This window comes from Chitinophaga sp. Cy-1792 (genome assembly GCF_011752935.1).
Classification (GTDB): Bacteria; Bacteroidota; Bacteroidia; order Chitinophagales; family Chitinophagaceae; genus Chitinophaga.
On sequence record NZ_VWWO01000001.1, the window covers coordinates 2,449,288 to 2,469,788 of the forward strand.

Sequence of the window (20,501 nt, forward strand, 5' to 3'; positions counted from 1 at the left end):
GGGCCTGTCAGCCCTGTAATATGTTAAGGTAGTTTGTCGAGCAGGACGATGCCGTGTTTGAGGGCATACGTCACTAATCCCACCCTTGTTTTCACCTGTAATTTAGCGAAGAGGCTATCGCGGTACCCATCGATGGTACGGGCGCTGAGGCACATCTGATCAGCGATTTCCTTATAGGTAAGCTCTGTGCATACGAGTTTAAGGAAGGTGATTTCCCTGTCGGAGAGGTTGGTAGCGAATTTGGTTGTATTACCTTCTTCTTCCGCTTCGTTGATGGAGTGGATGAGTTTTCCCGTTACCATTTCTGAGTAGTAGTACCCTTTGGTATGGAGGGAGTTCATGGCATCCCTGAGTTCGGCGGGTTCGCTGTCTTTCAGGATATAGCCTTTGGCGCCGGCTTTGAACATCCGAACGATGGATTGTTCATTGTCGTACATGGAGAGGGATAGTACTTTGACGCCGGGGTGGTTTTTCTTCAGCCATGCGCAAGTTTCGTAGCCGTCCATTTCGGGCATATTGATATCGAGTAGTACGATATCGGGGAGTTGGTCGGGTTGGAGCATAGCGATGAATTCCTTTCCGTTATTGGCTTCAAACAGCAGGGAAAAGTTATCGAAGCTGGCGATAAGTGTTGCCAGTCCTTTACGGAAAAGGACGTGGTCATCTACCAGCACAATAGTTACTTTATTGTTCATTGATGGTTTTCTATGACCGTAAGATACGGTATTTTTATCGTGATGGCCGTACCTTTTGGAACATCGGCTATCTGGAGGTCGGCGCCAATCAGGCTGCTTCTTTTGCGCATGCTGCGCAGGCCGAGTCCGGAGGATTCTCCCTGTAGGATGGCTGGTGGTATCCCGTTGCCGTTGTCGGCGATTTCGAGGAGGCAGTTATCCTGGAAGAAGTTGACATTCACATCAATGATAGTGGCATGGGCATGTTTGATGATGTTGTTGAGCACTTCCTGGAAGATGCGGAAGAGGATCAGTTCTTTGTTGGCTTCCATTCTTACGGGCATGCCTTCAATTTTATAATTGACTTCGTAGGCGCCTGTTTTGCGTACCATTTCCAGTTCCTGTGCGATGCCGGCGCAGAGGCCTTTTTCGGAGATCATGTCCGTATCGAGGCTTTTGGAGAGGTTTCTAAGGTCGTGAATAGCTTTGGAAAGCAGTTGTTTAGAGTCCTGAAGTTTTTCGTCCAGTCCGGGTACATTGGCAACGCTCATGGTGCCCATGTTTAGTTTGACCAGGCTAAGTACCTGGCCGATATTGTCATGGATTTCCTGGGAGATATTTTTCTGGGTTTGTTCTTTAATTTCCAGTTGGGCGCGCAGGAGTTCCTGATCGAAGGCTGATTTAAGTTGTTGTTTTTCCTGCGCGTGTGCTGCTCTTCTGCGTAGGTATATCATCCAGAAAGCGATGATAAAGCTGATTAGCAGGAGGAACAGCAGGGTTGCCATGACTATGCTTAAGATGATATCATTTTCCATTTGCGCTTTGATAAATTACTTTGGCCTGATGGGTTTTATGGTTTTTCCAGATACCTATGGTAAACAGGACATACATGGTGATATTAAAGATGCTTTGTATGGTCCAGAGTTTAGTTGTTACAGAATCCGGGTGTATTTTGATATACTGCCACAGGGAAAATACCAGCATCGTACAGGGTGCGTACAGTAAGATTCCTGTGAGATACCAGAAGAAAGGAGAGCCAATGCGTATGCCGTCGGTGATTTCGTACTGGTCCAGGATGATCAGGAGGATCCAGATGGTATATACCAGGTTGTTGACGGATACTGCTTCGCTGATAAAGCGAGTGGACAAACCAAACCAGATAACAGCTAAGATATTGAAAACGGTTACTAGTACTGTTGTGATAATAAATATTTTCTTTCTGCCCGGATTGATGACTTTTGGATATAACAGGCAGCAGATCAATGTAATTTCTAAAATTGTATAAAGATTATAAGTAAAATTCAAGAGGGGGCCGGCGTCCATAAATGCCCTTAGTAACTGAGGGATAGCGGCCAGTGCCACTATCCCCAGTATTATCATTGAGTCCCGTGACAGGGATCTGATAAAGTAAAGGCCTGCCAGCAAGGGGCATATAACGATCCATATTGAAATTTCGCTCAAAACATCCTGTAACTGCATAAGACCACTGGTAAACTGAAACGGTATGGTAATTATGCAAAATACGCAAGTTGTGAGGAAAAACATTAATATGGGGTCATTAAACTAAATTGATATTTGTAACATTGGTTGCTGGTGGATGTTCCAGACCCACAGGATCTGTAGGATCGCCCACTTTTGAAGTACCTTTTTTAGACTGCGGAAGGAGGCCGGTAGCTAACACGGTAGAACCGTTGGTTTCTTCTCCATTGCTATCTTTCAGCAGGGTGCAAGGGATGATCATAACGGTAGGATCTCCTTTTTGAAATGCGGTGGATTTTTCTGAATGGGCACCTGCAATGACCATGTAATAAGGTGCCTCCGATTCGATCAGCTGCAGTAATTCTGCTTTGCTGAACAGGAAACCATTCTGGTTACCCAGGTAATAATGTGTTACTGTTGGCTCGTGAAGAATGCCGGTGGCGATTTTTAATGGCAAGTCCATTTTATCAACGCATTCTTTACGGGTATTCAGGATAGCGCGTGCTTCTTCTAATGAAATTGGCTTTCCTCCAAATGTTACATTTGATGATGACATCAGCATGAATGTTTTAGGGTGATCAAAAAGTAAGCTGGTAAAATATATAAAAAAGTGATAATTTAAAAAGAAAGGGGATGAAGAACGTTTTATTTTCCCATCCCCCATAAAAGTGGAGAGCAAACAACGGGCGCTAGTACGACAGCGCCGGGTAGGCAACAACATCACTGTGTTGCTCAGATTGAACAGTTGGTGACCTATCTAGTGAAATATTGTTAAGTGTATTATACGTGCGGTCCGCAACATTTTTCTCCTCCTTTGCAGTACGACGGACCTCTTTCTTTGCCTGGACATGCAGGTATATTGCCAGGTGGCCAAGGATCAAAAGTAACAGGATAAATAAGCGTTTCATTTCACAGTGTTTTCGGATGCAGGATCAGGCGTATTCCTGAGTTCAAATGTATAACCGGTCGCCAAGCCCCGCAACGGGAAAATGCTCATAAGAGGGGGGTGTTTTCACGGTATTTTATTTTTCAGGTAGCTGATTTTCGTAATTTTAGGGAATAACCCCTGATTTTTAAATAATTCGCCCGGGGTTTTTACGTTGTTAGTATATCTTGACCACCAATCTTTATTGACAAAACCTTAAATCTCCAGTCATGAATGCAATGAGTTCCCCATGGTTTTTGCTGGCCAGCGCGGCCATCTTCTGTATTTTACAGATCATCATTCTCAGATGGGTATTCCGGGTAGATGATATCGTTTTTTATCTCGACAAAATCAATGAAAAACTATACAGAATGGAGAAAGAGCGAAAGAAGGAGCAGGTAGAAAAAGTATAAGCCGTACTCACTAGTTCAAAGTATATCCATGCGTGTTATAGGATATTATCAAACTAATCTAATATCCTTCTACATTCATGAAAAATGCTTCACTGGCGAAAAAAGGTGTATGGTACGGGTTGCTCGCTCATCTGCTGATTATCTTACTGGCACACGTTGTTTTTTTATTACTGCTTTTCAGAAATGATCTCCGTGCAGGTATACCCGTTATGCTGGAGATAGAGTTGCATGCTACCTACCTGTCGTTCTTTGGCCTGTTGCTGGCCGGAGGGGCAGTGGCAGGAAACAGGCTGGCAGCGCAGATCATCAGATTGCAGGGCAGAGCGGTAGCAGCCGGACTTACCTACGGCTGCCTGGTAGCACTCATTATTATCGCATATGGGTTAACGTTATCTACTGTTCAGATAGGATTCAGTCTGGCGGTGAGCCTGATGAAAGAGCCTGCGGTTGTGGCGATGCTGGTGTTTGTGCCGGTGTGGCTGGGGATTGCGTTGCTGTTGGGGAGAGCTTACAGGAAGAACTATCAGGTGGTATAGGGAGATGATGGTGTTTTGTCATTTTCCCGTTTCGTTCACCGATGCCGAAGGCATCGGTGAACGAAACGATCCCCGGAAGTGATTAGCCTCGGCCTTCTTTCTGCAATTCCCTTTTGATGGCAAGCTGCAAATCGGGATAGGAGAGTTCTTCCTGATTGCCAGCGATGAGCTTGAGGCAGCAATGGTAGGCGATGTTGTTGATATTGGCGCCGGTCAGCTCATGGTAATTGGAGATATGTTCGAAAGAAATTGATTTGGAGAACTTTACCTGTTCGGGGAAAGCTTGTTTCCATAAGGTAAAACGCTCTTCAGCGGCAGGTATAGGGAAGTATATGATATTCTGGATACGGCGAAGGAAAGCCTCATCCATATTGGATTTAAAGTTAGATGCCAGTATTACCAGGCCACCATATTGTTCTATACGCTGCAGGAGGTAGCCTACTTCCTGGTTGGCGTACCTGTCGCGGGCATCGTTGATCTCTGTACGCTTACCGAATAAGGTGTCTGCTTCATCAAAGAAGAGTATCCATTGTTTGCGCTGTGCCTTATCGAAAATCCTGGAAAGGTTCTTTTCTGTTTCTCCTATATATTTTGATACTACTTTGGACAGATCTATCTTATAGACATCCAGCCCGGTATATTTGCCCAGCAGCATGGCGGCCATGGTTTTACCGGTGCCGGGAGGGCCATGGAACAGGGCACAGTAACCTTGTTTCACGCGACGTATCATATTCCAGTCATGCAGGAGCTGGTGCTGGTGCCTGACCCATTCTTCAATTTCACGAATCTGTTCGAGGGTGTGCGGGTTTAGAATAAGGTCGTCCCATTCCTGCATGGTGGTGATATATTCGGCGGCGAAATCGCTGGTAAACTTAGGTCTGCCGGCTTCTCCGGTGATCCATATGTCTGCGGTCTCTTCGTCGAGCAGGAGGCGGCCGCTCATGGGCGGTTCGCCAGCGGGAACAGCGTCCAGCTGCAGGATGCCTTGCTGGAAGAATTTACTATTACGCAATAGCGACAGTTGCAGCGCCGCCCTTTTGTTTACGTCGGTGCCGGCCAATATGAATAGCAGCGTATCGCCGGTAGGAAGCAGGCCACGGTGGTTCATCCCTTTGGTTCCGCCGAATTCAATAAAATTACCGCCGTCCGGAAGAAATTCTTTTAAAATATCATCAAAAAATCCGGGTTGTATATGTGGCGCGAATGCCAGCAATAACGCAACATATTCCTCTACTTCCGGCTGCTGTTCCATGATCCACCTGGAGAACGGGGAATCGTCTTCCAGCCAGGCATCGGCATCAACGTTGACTTCAGTAGCCTGCTCAAAATGCAATGCCAGCCGGCCGGTAACATACTGCCGCAGATATGTGAGCGGGACGTGCAGGGAAGTGTGCATAAGATTATAATTGAGAAATGATGGAAAGATATTCCGCCAGCTTTACTTTTTTGAGATTCTCCGGTGAGAGGTCTCCGCCTAGTGGTATCGCCGGAAAAAAGCCGTAGCATTCATCTTCAGCAGGCATGCCCAGCCTTGGAAAGGCAGCGGTATACAGCGGTTCGAACTGATCTTCATTAAGTACGTTATCATCTGTCAACAGGATGTTAAACAACTGCTCCATGGTAAAATCCGGATAGTGCACTATCTCATTATATACAGACTCAAAGAAACTTATATTGCCGTCATGCAAAAAGAAAATACCTGCTAAACCCGTTCTGAGAAAGGGGATGGCGGTAGGATATTTGGGTAGTAATCCTTTTGCGATGTCTGTATATTTATCCGGATTGATCAACCAGAAAAAGCCATTACCATAAGATGCGAACCCATTTTTTGCCCAGGCATCTAATAAGAAGTCGGGCAGTTTGTCTTTGAATGCCGCGATGGTATTTGCATCTGCGGATGTGAACGGGCCTTTGTCTAAAGGGTGCTTTTGCTCAAATTGTTGCAAATTTTCCATAGCAGTTAAGATATTAATTTAACATTCATATTGGTACTTTTGTATACTTCGGGTTTTATCTTTTTTACCTCTTCTAAAATTGGTTCTAATCTGCCTGGCCACTGACTACCGATATCGGAGTTGATTTCACTATCGCCGTGGCCTGAGAATTTATAGGAATCACCGCCAGCTACGCCGTCAACTGTATGCAGGTAAGCTTGCCCTTCATCTTCTGCCCGGATATCTGCTCTATGTTCTCTTGTTGCAGCTTTCAGTGCTGTTTCATAATCAGGGTCGCTGGGTTTAATTTGCCCTTTAAGTTCAACTCTTGCACGTCGTGCAGCCTCGCTATTACGCTCCTGACGTTCTACCTTGCGCATGGTAGAATTATCCCGACCTTTCATTTCATAGAGTGACCTGTTGGTAAACCATCGGGCGATTGTCATTCCATTCAGCCCTGCAGTCTGGTATCCCAATTGTTCGTCGTAGATTTCTTTGTTCAGGTTTCCTCGTTCGAATTTAACCGTAATAAGATCCATTTTTTCTTTCGTTGCGCCGGAAATCTTCATTTTGGAAAGGATATCTGCAACTTTGGATATTTTTTCGTTCACAAGTTTTTCTTTTTTGTCTACCTCTGATTTCTTATCCGAACTGACGACTTTCTTTCTTTCTATATCTACTTGTTCCAATGCTTTTTCCAGTTGAGTTACATATTTTTTATTTTTAGGCTCCTTTCCTGCATTAGCTATAAACTCTGTAAGAGCCTGTGGATTATAACTGGCTACCATCACTACGGCGTTATCCTCTGAGCCTTTAAAAAATACGCTATGATTTTCGCCAGCCTCATCGGTGAAGTCTTTCCGGAGGCCCAGCCAGCCTGCCACTGCATTTTTTACTTTTGATACCAAACTCTTACCCAAACTCAGAATCCATTCAATCACCTTATCTATCGCCTTGTCTACCGGCGCCCTCAGCTTTTTGATGATTTCCACTACCTTATCTGAAACTTTACCCAGCCCGATGAAATTGGCGAGGAAGCTGATGGCCATGCTCAGCATACCTCCCAGCACATTCTCTACTTTGTTGGCAGCATTGCCGATCGCGCCGGAAGATATTTCCACAATACTATCTACTACGGCCATACCTACTGCGGCGATCTGCTGTATCTTTTGTATCAGGAACTGGATGGTGTTCCATATGGCAAGGATGGCCTGTATAAAGGCTCCCGCCGGGTTCAGACTGGTGAGCAGTTTGGTGACGGCTGCCTGTACTACCGTTACCGTTACGAAGCTGGTAACTTCTGAAATGAACTGCGCTTTCAGTTCTTCTATTTTGTCCTGGATTTTCTGCCATGCTGCTGCGGGCCCTTCGTGGATAAGGGTATCCAATACATCCACTGTCTGCTCCATCACCACTACCGCTGTTTCACCTACTGCTTTTACCAGTTTGCCACGTATATTCTGCCACGTTAGTCCGAATACAGATAATACCAGTTTCAGGATTTCTTTCAGTGTAAAGGCCTGGGGAATGTATATGTCCGCACCTTTCAGCGATCCTAACAACCAGTCGAGCAGTGCTTTCTTCAGCCATTGGCCAATACGGTCTTTGAACTGAAGGAAGCCTTTCTTAGCCGCGTCTATCAGGTGTCCTACAAATACCATCGGTTTTTCGAGGATGCCTTTAAATGCGCCTCTTACCTTGGCCAGGTAAGGCATGGCGCCTGGTGCTACTACTGAGAATATGATTTCCAGCAGGTCGAAGATGGTATCGAGTGCCCAGTTGGCGAAGGTGCCGGCGAAATTGCCGAATACCTTAAATACCTTACTGAAGAGGTTGGGCAGGATGATGAAGTCCATTATCTCCAACGATTTCAGCATGGCGATGAAATCGTCTTTGAAGCCCTTCACCATTGATATGAGCCCTTTCATGGCATTGAGGAACCATGCGTAGGCGCGCTGAATGGCATTTCCTTTCTTGATATTCTCCCAGATATCAGGTCTGCCGATCATCTTCATAAATCCGCCTATCAGCGTATCAGCATTGCGGGGAACAGATTCGCCGGTAATAGGATTGAAACCCAGTACGGCACATAGCAGGTCGTAGCCTGGTGCATTGGCTGCGAGTCCGGCCAGTGGCTTGAGTACGGCATCGCGTATCAGCTGGAACAGGTCCTGGAAGATGCTCTGAATAAAGCTGATAATTTCATTTACCGGATCAGAGAAGATATGTACGGCCTTTTCCCAGGTGGCTATCGGATGCAGGATGATATCGAGAAAGTCGAGGTCGTCGGTAAATTGTTTGATGGCAGATTTCACTGTTCCCATCAGGTTGGAGAAGCGTTTCAGCTTGCCTTCCACCCATGCACCTGCTTTCTCAAATACGTTATATTTTTCGAGTGCCTGTGTGATGATATGTCCACCTGGCAGGAATTCCACGATGGCACGTAATATGTTGGCGGCGCTTCTGTCGGCGGTTTCACCATTGATGGGATTTACACCGATCACGATGGTGAACATACGAAAGCCGGGTATGTTATAGGCTTTTTCGGCCAGCCAGTCGATGACATCTTGCCAGGAAGGGATATGAACGCCTAAAAAACGCTGTACCTGTGGCATTACAGTAGACTGACCCTGTTGTACCACATGGGTAAGCTCGTGTGCCAGCAGGTGTTTGCCATCGGAGGTGCCTGGCTGGTATTGTTGCTGATTGAAGTAGATGTTGTTCTGATAGGTAAATGCTTTTGCTCCCAGATCATTATTCATCTGGCTGGCTTCAGTACCGGTGTGAATACGGACGTTGCTGAAGTCGGCGTTGAAGCGCTGTTCCATGAAACTGCGTGTATCGTCTTTCAGCGGACTACCACTGTTACGTGTGAGCAGACTTTCACCTATACTATCGATAGACGAGGATTCTGTGCCTTCGCTTTTGCGCTGTACTTTCTTGTCATCTTCTTTCTTGTGTATCTGCTTATCTTCTTTCTTGTGTATTTGTTTATCTTCCTTCTTGTGAATCTGTTTATCTTCTTTCTTATGTATCTGCTTGTCTTCTTTTTTGTGTATTTGTTTATCTTCTTTCTTTTGAATCTGCTTATCTTCTTTTTTCTGAATTTTATCATCTTTCTTTCCCGGCGACATTTTCGCCTGGATGGTTTGATTGGCAGTAGCTTTGCGCTGTACCGCATGCGTGGCGTGGGCAGGAGCATTCATGACCTTATTGGCCATATGATCGGCTTCTTTTTCGGCCGGATCATTCGGACTACCTACCTTTAGTTTGGTTTGAACGGCAGGTTTGGCAGGTGCAAAAAACTGCTTCTCCGGCGCTTTCGCCGAAGTCGTAGTTTTACTGTTTGTTTTAGATGCATTAGCTTTTACACCTGCATCTGCACCTGATTTTGTACTCATCTGCTATGCTGTTTTCATGACCATTCTACCCAGATAAATTGTTGTTTGCTGAATAACAGCGGTACCATCTGGTAATTCCATGGCAGATCCGGCAGCAGGAACTGATCATAGCTTTCCGGCGTTACCTGCAGGCGCCACTGTTCATTGTTTTCTTTTAGCGATAGCTTACCGGTACGCTGTAAGAAGCTGACCCGTAAACCATCAATACTGGTGCTCTTCAGGCTTTTCCAGTAACCTATAACTGTTTGCAACAGTTGTGCTGCTTCGTTGGTGTGTTCGGGTTGTATGCTGTTGATTCTTTCCAGTGGCCTATCTACAGGAATGCCACACAAAACTTTATTAAACACCAGTTCATGTTCACCTACACCGGTGCGGCCAGTGGCCAGCAATTCCAGCAGTGCAACGGCATAACTTTCATTGGTCACCTGCTTTTCATCTGCCACATCACAGGCGCGCAGGAATGTACCGAGGAAAGGTGCCAGTAATACCAGGCCTGCATTGTGAATAAAATAGCCTGCTGTTGCCTGCTCCGTATTTGTTTGCCAGTTTTCGGGAGATGATGACGCGATTGAAATATTTTGTGGCTGTAGCTGATCAGTAACAGCTTGCTGTTGTGCAGGAGGGAGTTCGTTTATCAGTGCCGGTATATCTGACATGATATTCATCTTTTCAAATTGAGATATAATACCAGCTAGCAACCTGACTTCCTCCGGACGCCCTTCCGTATGTGTGATGATATGCTGCAATATCCAGGGTTTCAGCGCCTGCATTACATCCGTACTGCTAATAATGGAATTGCTTATTTTCCTGGCGATGATAGCATTTAAAGTAGCTACTGTGCTTTCAATGGCGGTGAACAAAGTGGGTTGTAATGCATATAGAAAGCTCATCTGCCAGGTAGCTGTAAACTGGTGCAGTAGCCTGTACTGCGCAGCAGCAGATTGTTTTAACACGGCTATTACTTCCTGTTGCAGTGTTTTGGCCAGTTTCAGGGCCGTTGGTATTGCTGTTGTCAGCTGATCAAATGCTGTATTCCCGGCCCACCATGGCAGCTGGCCTGTTTGCAGGAAGGTGCATAGTATGCTGGTCAGCTGTTGGGGAGTATAATCTGTTGTATTATTTTTTTTGTTTTCAGAGAGAGGATCAATAGATGGTTTCGGTATGGCAGTAAATTCATCTATGCTGGTTTTTTGCTGCAATACATGACTTATTTCTTTGGAAACAGTAGTCAGAATGGCTGGGGGTAGTAACTGCATATCATCTTCCGGAATTTTTATTTCCAGTTTATCGATGATGACCTGTTGTCCGTTGTCGTACTGATCAAATAATTGCTCCAGCATTTGCAGCAGCGGACCTTCGCAGAGCGCAGTCATTTCCTGCTGCAGTGCGATGGCCTGCATTTCGTCTCCCTTCATTTGTATGGAGACAACCAGTTGCTGTATGAGGTGTTCTGCCATTAGCCTAATGGATAGTAAGATTCGTCAATTGCCCAGCAACCATTCGTGTCAATCACTATTGCACGAAGGTTTCCTCTTGGGTTCATGGATTTATTAATTTTAAAAGTTGTATCTGAGCCGAAACCTGGTATGGCTTTGTCAGCAATCCAGTAAACAGCTTTCAGATTCGTTACATTTTCAGGGCCTCCACTGGTATTGCCGTTCGTTTTTATTTTGAAGTCGGAGATCTGACAACTGTTTGTTATCACTTTATTCTGGCAGAGATCTGTAACGACACAACCGAATTTCGGAATGCGGGCACTGAATTCCTGGAATGTCAGCTTGCTGGTGCTGTTGTACCGGGTGATAATATTAACACCAGCATTATTGTATGTATAGTCGTAATAGGCACTCGCTGTTTCAGCACTGATACGCAATTCGAAGCTATAACACTGGTAGGTGCCCAATTGTAATAGTCCGGTACCGATATCCCTTGCCGCAGGCTGATAGTTGATCGTAAAGGCGGCGGTATCTTTCAGGTTATTTTTTATAGATGATGTAATTACATCTATCAATAACTTAACGGTTTGCAGGGACATCTTTTGTTGGTTTAGCTTGCCGTTGAGGATTGCACTGAATTCTTCATCATAAATAATAGCGCCTTTATCATCGCGGATGCTGAGGTAGGCGATATCTATTTTAATTTGTTCCGAATTGGGGTCTACGTCAGTACCCATCGGCATCCATAGCGGATAAAGACATTGCTGTACTATGCCGTTGCAGGGCTTGTCGCAGGTGCTGGGTGGTGGCGTCGTTGTAGTAGTTTCATTCACCGTATATTGTGAAACACCACCATTTGCACAACAGATATAAGGGAGATAGAAGTCTGCAATGATAATACCATTGGTAACGGCTACAGGCTCAAAGTTTACGCCAACCGCCGAACCATGGCCTACTACTACCACCGGCGCCAGGTTCTGGTTATTGGGCCGCTGTGCTACGAAGCCGGCATCCGTGAGCTTGTTTGCATTTATATTGGTATCTGATACATTGAAGCTTCTGGCCACGTTTACAGGACTCACATTCATCACCTGGACGTTGTTGATATGTTCTGTGATGATAGGCAGCAAGGTGGACGCATTTTCCTGTGTCACGCCGGGCAGCAGGCTATCGGTCATGAACTTCAGGTTGGGGTTGGAATTGATTATCTGCTGCGCGTCATCAGACAGAACATAGGCATTACCAACCAGCGTGAATATATCACCCCAGTTCCATTTTTTTCCCTGATAAGCACCGTCATATACCACTATAAAAGTGCCGCCAGGCGGTACACCGGCTTTATGTGTAATACCGGGATTATTCTGGCCGTATTTATAGAGCATCAGGTTTTGCTGAAGATCATTGAGGCGGTTTGTATAGGCCAGGTATAATGCGGCCAGCTCTTTTCCCAGGCATTGATTGCGTTGAATGACTGTTTTTATGACCGTGTCATTAAGGCTGGCCAGGTTAGCCAGACTATTCAGCAGGTCCACGCCGGCGCAGGCGATGGCCGCCTGTAGCTCGAGGTAATTGGCTTCCAGGTCAGGGAAGTAGGCAGAAGCGGCTGCATCGGCCTGATTACCGGTTCTGATGCCCACGACGTTGAACGGCAGGCGGTTGTTATTCCGCATGGCAGACAATGTATCCAGTGTTTTCTTGTAATCGGTGCCAACGATACCTTCTATACGAAAGAAATTATAAGGCTCCAGATCATACTTCAGCGGATTCAGTACAAAGTCGTCTGAAGCCGGATACGATGTTGCGTTGTATGATAGGTTTTGCTTGCTCCTGCTTTGTTGTGTAAGCTTGTAGTTCCAGGTATCGAAGAGCTGCAGGCCATTCGTTTGTTTGGTCTGGCTATAATAGAATGGAATTGACTTTTCGGATAAAGGGCTACTTAGTTTACTCGGTGTAATGATAATATTCGGTGCACCGAAAAGCGTAGGTGCAGGTATGTTGGGAAAGGAATATAACATGGTCGTCAGCCGGTTAAACAGCTGTACCAGCTCACCTGCTACCTGTGTTTCCTTTGCGATGGCAGGAGAAGGGATGAAGTAATGCCGGTAAGGATCTGGTGCGGTTGTGGCAGACAGCAGGTTCAGCAACAGGTGACGTGGAAACCAGCTTTCATCCGGGCAACAGACAGCCATTATCCTGTTATACCTGGAAATGATTTCCGCATATCCTTCCAGCAGGTCGCTGATAAAATCGTAATAATATTGGTAGTAATATTCTCTGGTGAGATTAATATTATTTCCCGAATCGTAGGGGATATTGTCTAGCTGATTGATGGCCTGTCCCAGTTTATTAATATCGTTATGTACGTTTTTATAGGTTGTTACCAGTTGCTGTAATGCTGGTTTTACAGTATTCTGAATAAAGTCTTTGGTAAGCACTTTTTTATAGGCGTCTACCAGGTTGGCGGTAGTGGTAAGTGTGGTAGCGGTAACATTTACTCTTGGCATCTTCACAATTGGCAGGCTGGGCTTACCGGTGTAGGCGGGGATATTAGTTTTTAAATAGGTGTCGGTATCGGAAGATTTGATAAGCAGTGGCCGGATGGTGATATTCACTGTGGCGCCTTTATCATCGCAGGAATTGGGCAGGCAGTTTTTGTTTTCCGTTTGGTTGAGTTCAACGAACAACATGACTACTTTATCCGCGAGGAAGTTTTTATCCAGGGCGGTTACAGAGCTGTCGCCATTGTTGGGTGGTATGGCGGTAAGTAGCTCCCATAGCGGGATTTGTACATCGTTATTGCTGGCATCTTTATGAATAAAAACATCATATTTTACAGGGTCGGGTTGTGTATAGTTTTTCCTGTAGGTATAGGTAGTATTCGGGTCGAGTACTACCAGGTAACCGGAAGACGTAACGCCACAACCACGGGTAATGGTAATGCCTGTGCCATTTGTAGCCATGGTGGCTTCCAGACCGCACACAATACCAATACCGATGAGGTTTGTGCGCGTGAGGCGGTTTTGCTCATCATTATATTCGAAAAGCAGGTTTAACTGGTCGCTGGTGAGCACCTGGTTTGCCTCAAAGAAAGGAAAGCTTTGTGTTTGGGGTACCATGATTAAATAACTAAACGTTAGAGAATAATAATTTTACAGTCCTAATGCCGTGCTGCCTAATCTTACCGGGTTGGTATCATTGCCTTCTTCACAGTCATGCAGTGTAGCAGGAGGATATATGCTTTTCAGGTGTGATACCATATTGACCACAACTGCGTGTGTTTGCAGGAGTTTTATTTTATCATCGTCATAAAAGTCAGTAAACAGTTTATTGACTGCTGTCGTATAGTCTTTACCGTTACATATGGCTTTTTGTGTGTTGATTAATGTATCGAGATCAGCCTTGTTCAGATCGGGGACTGCAACCGACGGTACTGGCGGTGTTTGCGGGTATATCAGTATTGCATTCGGATTGGTGGCTACCCATGCGGCCACCCAGTCGTGTATTACCTGGCCATATTGTTCCAATAAGGCGTGGGTACATTTACAGGCCTGTTGCTGATCGGCGAGTATTGCTTTTACGGCAGTACCGAGACTGATATCTTTTTCCTGCAACTGGCTGTTTTCTGCCAGCCATTTACACCATGCGTCCTGTAATTGATTAACGGGAGATGTCTGCCCTATCCAGCAAACCTTCGGCAGCAGGTGTGCCGGCACTTCCAGTTTGATGGTTGTTTCCGCATACCGGCGGTAATCGAAATTCATGTACTCCGGTTTGGAGCCTTGCAGGGCTACGGTTATCCGGAATGAATAAGGATCATCGTCGTAACAGGTGTGGCAGTCGCCATCGGTGCAGATGGGCAGGAATAGTTGCCCGGGGATGCGTGGGCGGAGTAACAGGTGCTCAATGAGCAGCAGGCTGTCGCCCTCGGCTGCAATCAGGTTGAGCAGTGTAAAAAGCCGTTGTTGCAGGCCGCTGATTTGTCCGCTGCAAGGGTCAGCGATGGAATAGTCGATACCTCTTGCGCGGTTGCTGCTGGTTGCCGGGTAATTGATCAGGAAGTCCGTTTTCGCTTTCAGAAGGGCCTGGCTATCGCCATTTTCCACACTGTATAACATCAGCGCATAATCGTTGAAGCTCTCTGCAAACCTTGCCAGCAGGTGGTCTATAGCCTGGTTGCGGCGGGTAAGGCCACCGTTGACTGGCTCCAGGAAATCGCTGAGCGCCTGTTTTACAGGAGGTATCCCGGATGGGTCCCGTGGATAGGGCAGGACATAAAATTCTTCTGCATCCCTGATGATGTTACTATCAACGAAAGCAGGGAAGTAGCTACGTGTTTGTGAGGCATCTACCAGGAAGAACTGCCCTGCATTTTGCAGTTGTGCGAGATAGTTCAACAGTAGCTGTTCCATAAAGAGCAGGTAGGTTTTGAATTGTGCCGCCTGCGCTTTTCGTACAGTCGTGGCCGTATCAGGTAATCCATCTTCCCCTATACCATAGTTAAGCGGATAGGAATACTGTACGGGATAGTAATCCATGAAATTCCTGGTGGTACCTGCTGGCAGGTCCAATTCGTTTTTTAATCCCGTTGTTTTTATGTGTGCATATTTACTACGCTCTTCCTGGAGGAGCGAATTCAGTTCGGCGGGGTCTGCAGGCAGGAAAGGCAGGCCATTCTTGAAGAAGAGCCATTTGGACCTTTCTGCGTATAGCCGTGGCTGATGGCCGGCCGTAACTGGTAATACCCATGGTCTGCTACTATATATCGGATCGCCCTGCTCGTTGTAGCTGGTCATCAGGAAATTGCTGACGCTTTCTACGCCTGGAATTTCCATGATCTGACCAATAAGGTCGGAGGCATGCACGGCGGTTTTGAGGTCTGCTTTTTTCAGGTCTTCAGTAAGGATAAATCCGTTGTCGAGCCGGGGCCCATTGAAAATTTCTTCAATGGGAAGCTTTTTATCCAGCATTTCTGCAAGAGAGTATACAGGTATGACAGGGTTCAGGTATTGCTCTACCAGTACGGTAATAATAGCCTGTACCTTTTCGATATCAGCATCCTGGGTGAGTGATACATCGGCACAAAAGCTAACATCCTCAAAAGGCACTAGCCCGATATGACAGAAATCTTCATCGAGGTTGCGGTGCGATTGCAGCTTATGTCTGCTGGCCTCTATCAGTGTATGTATCTGTATAAGATTATGTTTGTAGGTAGTGATTAAACCACTTGCCGTAGTGATGGCCGTGGTGATATCACTGGTTTTAATGGTCGCTGTTGCACCCTGGAACAGGTAGATGTTCCCGATGTTTTTTTCGAAAGTAATTTCAGTACTGTCGGATAAAGTGATTTTCAGATCGAAGAAGATACTGCGGCGAATGGCTTTGGCGATGGTGGTATCATCTATCGCATTGCCGGCAGCATCTCTTAATAACGCGCCTGTTACGGGTATTATTTCTACTTTGGCAATGGTTTTGGCAGGGTCAGTGAGTGCTTGCAGCCATGCGCCGTGTTGCTGCAGTAAAGTATAATCCGGCAGCCGAACTTCCAGTGTAGCCCGCTGCTGGCCGTATATCAGCACCTGTGAGATACGCCCGTCGTTGATATCACCATATACGGGATCATCATCAAAAGATATCAGTACATCATAGATCCCTTTAAGGTCTGTTTTTTTATTTGGTTTCGTATATCCCTTACTGGTAGATAGGTAGGTCAGATTTCCCTTGATTTCATCTCCATAAAAATCTACTTCGCAATTACAGGTAGTACTGCAAGGGTCATCGGCGCCGGTGTCGTCGCAGCTACAAACTTTTGGCAGGAGCCATGCATTCCTGATCCCTGGCTGGTCTATCAATAACTTACGAAAATCATTGATGGTAAGCGGATTGATCGTCAGTATTTCATGGGCGGGGAAAAAGGCCTGCTGGTTGAGGTTGGCAGGGGTGAGATAAGCGGCGAAAATATCTTCAACGGGAAAGCCTATACGATATGCGATGTCGGTGATGGCAAAAGAGAAAAGCTCCAACGTGGTAATACCCGCATCGTGTAAATTATAATCCGTCCAGAATTTACTGCCAAGAGCCTGGATATAATCCATGCCCTTTTGCCGCAGGAACCAGAAGTCTTCTGCAGGCTGTCTTACCGGATTTTTTGGTATGGTATTTTTTTGTTCCATATTTGGGGTCATCTTTTATCAGGGACAGCCACAGTCTTTGTTGTCTGGGGTTGTGCCGGTATTATTGTCAGTGATGATGTGGATCACGTGCTGTTCTGCTTTTACTGGCACGATGATGGCCGACTGACGATCTGGTGTAACGGTATCTTTTACGATACTGTTATGATATATTTTAACATCTGTTACATAGTCTACATACTTTTGATTTTCCATGAGGTCAACGATCATGGAATTGGTGATACTATTTTCAAAGCGCAGTGCTGAAATATCTTCATATGCCCATGGCGCGAGGTATTTGGTGATTGCCTGTTGCAGCTGCTGAACGCACATGGTTTCATCATATTCGGGAAAAAACCTCGCACTGGCTTCTACTTTTATCTGTTCGTAGTAAGGGTTACAGATATGTAGCTGTACAAATGGGGAAATGATGGCACTCAAATATTTCTTTACCGCATCGAGATCACTTACGTAAGTAAATGGCCTTAACGGGTCAATGCCGGTGATGCCAAAGGTTTTGGGTATTGTAATGACGGTAACATGACCTGGGGCCAGTTCATCGTAAATGCTATTGTCGAAGCGTGTATGTGGTATACATTTGGCCCTGTATAGCTGCGGAAACTGCTGCAGGATCAGGTGTTCATAATCCCATACGGTAATGCCCCTGCCTTTGTGCCGCAGGAGTTCACTGATGCGGAGGTTGAACTCGCCGGTACTTTCGCCCGGGAATCCGCCAAAGGAAGGGAAAGACTGAGTGATGGTTTTTACTTCCGGCTGTGGTGTGTCCAGCCTGGTGATAGTGCCGGCAGGCAGCGGATCGGGCAAGCTGGCGCCTGTGTTTACAGCGGGTACTAAAGTTGCCGAAACTGCCTGTGGCAGTATGGCGATGATCTTACATACTGCTTCATCATCTTCGTGTATGGTAGCCTTTATCCAGTACTGTCCGTTGGGAAGTACGTGGTGCGCTGCGTCTGCATCGCGGGGCAGTGCTACGGAAACGATACCGCTGCGTATCAGGTTCGCGGTGTCATCGGACAGCGAGGTGTTATCAAAACCTTTCCAGGTGTCGCCGGAAAGGTAATGCCAGCGTACCTGGTTGTCCGGCTTTGCGACCAGCGGATTAGCGGTACTTTCATCTATCTGGAAAAGGATATTGACGCGTCTGGGAGGTGTGGTGCCGGTAATGCCTATATAAAACTCAGCCTGACTGGCAATTACATTGTTTTCATCATGTAGAAAGACAGGTAGCAATGTTTCATTGCTGATAGTAGTTACTTCCTGCTGCCCGAAGGGGAACAGGTGGTAAAAGGTTGCGGCAGAACCTGTGGCCGCATAGTAGTATAGATAGATATCCTGAACCATGGGTGGCAGGTAGTTTTTTACCTGGGTAGGCGTTTGGCCGGCGGCCAGTTTGCCGAGGTAAGTCACCCTGTCGTCTGTTGCCTGCTGATAGTTCAGGTCGGAAGAAATTTTATAACGGTAAAAGCCGGTGACGCTGGTGGCTGTATAAGGTACATTGGAGGCGCTGAAAACAGGCGGAATGATGGAATCCTTTGTAACTACAATTAAGTCAATAGCTGGCGGAGCAAATATATGGCTGCCCATCGTGACGATCCAGCCGCTTTTGCTGTCCAGTATCTGCATGTCCGGAGCCTGATAGGTATTATATGCGGTATCATTTTTCCAGGTAATAAACGGATATATGGTGGCATTTTCTTTCTGGAAGATTTCGTCACATCCAATGATCAGCGTATTGCCCGCCTGTGGTGTTGCGCCGAAAGCGAGGAATGGTTTCGCCGGGTCCATGGCGCCGGCATCTGTCTGTACAAAAATATTCCTGACTTTATCGACCACTACTTCCAGTTTAAAACTGGCCATGCGTAAGTCTTTCAGCGCATTGTAGCTATATGCTTTTCCGTTATCCTGTGCCAACGTAATTCTTGCTACCGGCAATTGCTTCGTATATGCGCCCCCGTGAACTGCAGTATTCCATGGCGCAGAAGCGGGCTGCGTAGCCTGCATGGTGCCGGTGAAAACCATACTGGTAGCCGTTGTTGTCACTTGTAGTGCAGACATTTTTTCCCATCCTTTATCGGTAGAGATTTCCATTACAAAATCCGTTTCATCAACAGTAGGTATACCGCCGGAGGTAAGTTGAATGGTGATGATAATCGTGCGTTTACCTTCTCTCAAAAAAAGATAATGGGAAGCAAAAGCAAAGCCGATGGTGGCGGTGGGCATTTCAATATCCTGCACCTGTGTATAATCCGCCATTGTTTTGTTGGCGAAAGGGTGCCATGGTGTCAGGGGATTATCAAATGTGGCGCCGTTGCCATCTGCACTGTTGGCTACCGGCGACGCATATACGCGGCCGGCATTATTGCCGGTAGCGGTATTGTCTGGGTTTATAAAAACAGCCTGCAGACTGCTGATCTGTGCATTGTTGATGGCGATGTCCTGGTCTGTTGCATACCAGGCATCTGTTTTATCGGAGAACTTACCGGCTTTTAATAAAGAACCCTGTGGTAACAGGTAATCGTCTGTAAGGCGTGCCAGCTGGAAGGATACATACACCTGACCGGGCTGTGGTCCTTTCGGCTGGAGGCGGAGAATGTTTTGATAATACAGCTGTAAATGCCTTTCGGTGATGCCATTCATCTGTTGTTTGGCATATTCCAGTAATTTCAGATAGGAGAGATAGAGCGCGTTGTGTGGCTCATGTGTATTCCAGTCGCCGAGGGTTTGCGCCAGTTCCTGTTTGGCAGCGCTGATAATCCTTGCCAGCGCCATGATGAATACATCGAGGATATCTTTAAAGAAAGTATTGTTAGTGGCGGTAAAAAGTTTTTTGGTGATTGTGGTGCCAGTGCCATAGATATCGGCATCCGGTGTGATAGTGCTGGTCCATATAGGAGAGAAGCCGGGGGCTTTAAGATGTTCCATGGTTTGGGTGGCTTCACCCAGCACAACTACATCAAGGTTTGCGGTTATATCAACAAGAGGAGGCGCCTGGGCAAGGGCGTAGTTAAAATACAGGAGCAGTTTCGCCAGCTGGTCTTTCAGCTTTGTGCTGATAAGTGCCTGTATAGTGCCTTTCAGCTGCGAAGTAGGATCAAGTGCCACATAAAGGTTGTCTATCTGAACTGCCAGTGAATATATGCCACTGATGATATTGCCGTAGCATGTGGTGGCTATTGCGTCAGTGGCGGCGGTTCCTTTCTGGAGCGTCTGCAGGTTTTGTTTGATGGCTGCTGCGAAGTCATTGCTGTTTTGAGCCGCCACCATGGCCAGCAGGGTTGAAGGATCTCTTTTAAAAAATACCTGCCAGGTACCTTGTTCCTGGTTGGTAATATTCATATACCGCAGCTGGGAAGCCATGCGGTAGGTATATAGAATGTCGTCTTCCAGCTGCCTGCCGTTCAGCGGGGCGCTGGCGGGGTCCAGTGCCGCCAGTTCCCTGGCTTTCCGGGAAGTGCCATTACGCGGGAGAAACAGCGGATTTAATATTACTGAGCAGTCTGTAGGCATAACCTGTT

Annotated in this window: 14 protein-coding genes; 2 read left to right on the top strand and 12 right to left on the bottom strand. The window is 46.4% G+C overall.

Features of this window, described 5'->3' with window-relative positions; translation table 11 throughout:
- Positions 1–23: 23 nt before the first annotated feature.
- The 5 genes from F3J22_RS10030 to F3J22_RS10050 all read right to left on the bottom strand — a co-directional run bounded on the left by F3J22_RS10030 (position 24) and on the right by F3J22_RS10050 (position 3,061).
- Positions 24–695, bottom strand: a complete 672-nt coding sequence (locus tag F3J22_RS10030; RefSeq protein ID WP_167016674.1) for a response regulator transcription factor — start codon at positions 693–695, stop codon at positions 24–26.
- Positions 692–1,459 (bottom strand): sensor histidine kinase, encoded by a 768-nt coding sequence (locus F3J22_RS10035; RefSeq protein WP_167016675.1) that lies wholly within the window; start codon positions 1,457–1,459, stop codon positions 692–694. Before F3J22_RS10035 ends, F3J22_RS10030 begins: the two co-directional genes overlap by 4 nt.
- 19 nt (positions 1,460–1,478) lie before the next feature.
- Positions 1,479–1,823: a hypothetical protein gene (locus F3J22_RS10040; RefSeq protein ID WP_167016677.1), complete on the bottom strand. Its 345-nt coding sequence runs from the start codon at positions 1,821–1,823 to the stop codon at positions 1,479–1,481.
- Between the two features lie 409 nt (positions 1,824–2,232).
- The gene (locus tag F3J22_RS10045) at positions 2,233–2,709 is read right to left on the bottom strand and encodes a hypothetical protein (RefSeq protein WP_167016679.1); all 477 of its coding nucleotides are present in this window, start codon (positions 2,707–2,709) and stop codon (positions 2,233–2,235) included.
- Between the two features lie 133 nt (positions 2,710–2,842).
- Positions 2,843–3,061 carry a hypothetical protein gene (locus F3J22_RS10050; protein WP_167016681.1) on the bottom strand — a complete coding sequence of 73 codons (219 nt, stop codon included), beginning with the start codon at positions 3,059–3,061 and terminating at the stop codon, positions 2,843–2,845.
- A gap of 247 nt (positions 3,062–3,308) precedes the next feature.
- Between F3J22_RS10050 and F3J22_RS10055 the strand changes: the two genes are divergently transcribed.
- Together F3J22_RS10055 and F3J22_RS10060 are read left to right on the top strand one after the other, a co-directional pair.
- The gene (locus F3J22_RS10055) at positions 3,309–3,491 is read left to right on the top strand and encodes a hypothetical protein (protein WP_167016683.1); all 183 of its coding nucleotides are present in this window, start codon (positions 3,309–3,311) and stop codon (positions 3,489–3,491) included.
- Positions 3,492–3,568: 77 nt separating this feature from the next.
- Entirely contained in the window at positions 3,569–4,027 is a 459-nt protein-coding gene (locus F3J22_RS10060; protein WP_167016684.1) for a hypothetical protein, read from the top strand.
- An 82-nt stretch (positions 4,028–4,109) separates the two neighbouring features.
- Here the strand turns inward: F3J22_RS10060 and F3J22_RS10065 are convergent, their stop codons facing one another.
- The 7 genes from F3J22_RS10065 to F3J22_RS10095 are packed head-to-tail and all read right to left on the bottom strand — an operon-like array spanning position 4,110 to position 20,493.
- Positions 4,110–5,423 carry an ATP-binding protein gene (locus F3J22_RS10065; protein ID WP_167016686.1) on the bottom strand — a complete coding sequence of 438 codons (1,314 nt, stop codon included), beginning with the start codon at positions 5,421–5,423 and terminating at the stop codon, positions 4,110–4,112.
- Between the two features lie 4 nt (positions 5,424–5,427).
- The gene (locus tag F3J22_RS10070) at positions 5,428–5,982 is read right to left on the bottom strand and encodes a T6SS immunity protein Tdi1 domain-containing protein (RefSeq protein ID WP_167016688.1); all 555 of its coding nucleotides are present in this window, start codon (positions 5,980–5,982) and stop codon (positions 5,428–5,430) included.
- A 5-nt stretch (positions 5,983–5,987) separates the two neighbouring features.
- Complete coding sequence (locus F3J22_RS10075; RefSeq protein WP_167016690.1) at positions 5,988–9,362, bottom strand: DUF4157 domain-containing protein; 3,375 nt, start codon at positions 9,360–9,362, stop codon at positions 5,988–5,990.
- Between the two features lie 14 nt (positions 9,363–9,376).
- Positions 9,377–10,819 carry a contractile injection system tape measure protein gene (locus tag F3J22_RS10080; protein WP_167016692.1) on the bottom strand — a complete coding sequence of 481 codons (1,443 nt, stop codon included), beginning with the start codon at positions 10,817–10,819 and terminating at the stop codon, positions 9,377–9,379.
- The gene (locus tag F3J22_RS10085) at positions 10,819–13,914 is read right to left on the bottom strand and encodes a hypothetical protein (protein ID WP_167016694.1); all 3,096 of its coding nucleotides are present in this window, start codon (positions 13,912–13,914) and stop codon (positions 10,819–10,821) included. Before F3J22_RS10085 ends, F3J22_RS10080 begins: the two co-directional genes overlap by 1 nt.
- Before the next feature lie 33 nt (positions 13,915–13,947).
- On the bottom strand, positions 13,948–16,968 hold the full coding sequence (locus F3J22_RS10090) for a hypothetical protein (protein ID WP_167016696.1): 3,021 nt from the start codon (positions 16,966–16,968) through the stop codon (positions 13,948–13,950).
- 18 nt (positions 16,969–16,986) lie between these two features.
- The gene (locus F3J22_RS10095; RefSeq protein WP_167016698.1) at positions 16,987–20,493 is read right to left on the bottom strand and encodes a baseplate J/gp47 family protein; all 3,507 of its coding nucleotides are present in this window, start codon (positions 20,491–20,493) and stop codon (positions 16,987–16,989) included.
- Positions 20,494–20,501: the final 8 nt, after the last annotated feature.

Bases quoted from the DNA above. Each gene is read 5' to 3' on its own strand.
- F3J22_RS10030 (WP_167016674.1), bottom strand. From the start codon at position 695: ATGAACAATAAAGTAACTATTGTGCTGGTAGATGACCACGTCCTTTTC.
- F3J22_RS10035 (WP_167016675.1), bottom strand. From the start codon at position 1,459: ATGGCAACCCTGCTGTTCCTCCTGCTAATCAGCTTTATCATCGCTTTC.
- F3J22_RS10045 (WP_167016679.1), bottom strand. From the start codon at position 2,709: ATGTCATCATCAAATGTAACATTTGGAGGAAAGCCAATTTCATTAGAA.
- F3J22_RS10050 (WP_167016681.1), bottom strand. From the start codon at position 3,061: ATGAAACGCTTATTTATCCTGTTACTTTTGATCCTTGGCCACCTGGCA.
- F3J22_RS10055 (WP_167016683.1), top strand. From the start codon at position 3,309: ATGAATGCAATGAGTTCCCCATGGTTTTTGCTGGCCAGCGCGGCCATC.
- F3J22_RS10060 (WP_167016684.1), top strand. From the start codon at position 3,569: ATGAAAAATGCTTCACTGGCGAAAAAAGGTGTATGGTACGGGTTGCTC.
- F3J22_RS10065 (WP_167016686.1), bottom strand. From the start codon at position 5,423: ATGCACACTTCCCTGCACGTCCCGCTCACATATCTGCGGCAGTATGTT.
- F3J22_RS10070 (WP_167016688.1), bottom strand. From the start codon at position 5,982: ATGGAAAATTTGCAACAATTTGAGCAAAAGCACCCTTTAGACAAAGGC.
- F3J22_RS10075 (WP_167016690.1), bottom strand. From the start codon at position 9,362: ATGAGTACAAAATCAGGTGCAGATGCAGGTGTAAAAGCTAATGCATCT.
- F3J22_RS10080 (WP_167016692.1), bottom strand. From the start codon at position 10,819: ATGGCAGAACACCTCATACAGCAACTGGTTGTCTCCATACAAATGAAG.
- F3J22_RS10085 (WP_167016694.1), bottom strand. From the start codon at position 13,914: ATGGTACCCCAAACACAAAGCTTTCCTTTCTTTGAGGCAAACCAGGTG.
- F3J22_RS10090 (WP_167016696.1), bottom strand. From the start codon at position 16,968: ATGGAACAAAAAAATACCATACCAAAAAATCCGGTAAGACAGCCTGCA.
- F3J22_RS10095 (WP_167016698.1), bottom strand. From the start codon at position 20,493: ATGCCTACAGACTGCTCAGTAATATTAAATCCGCTGTTTCTCCCGCGT.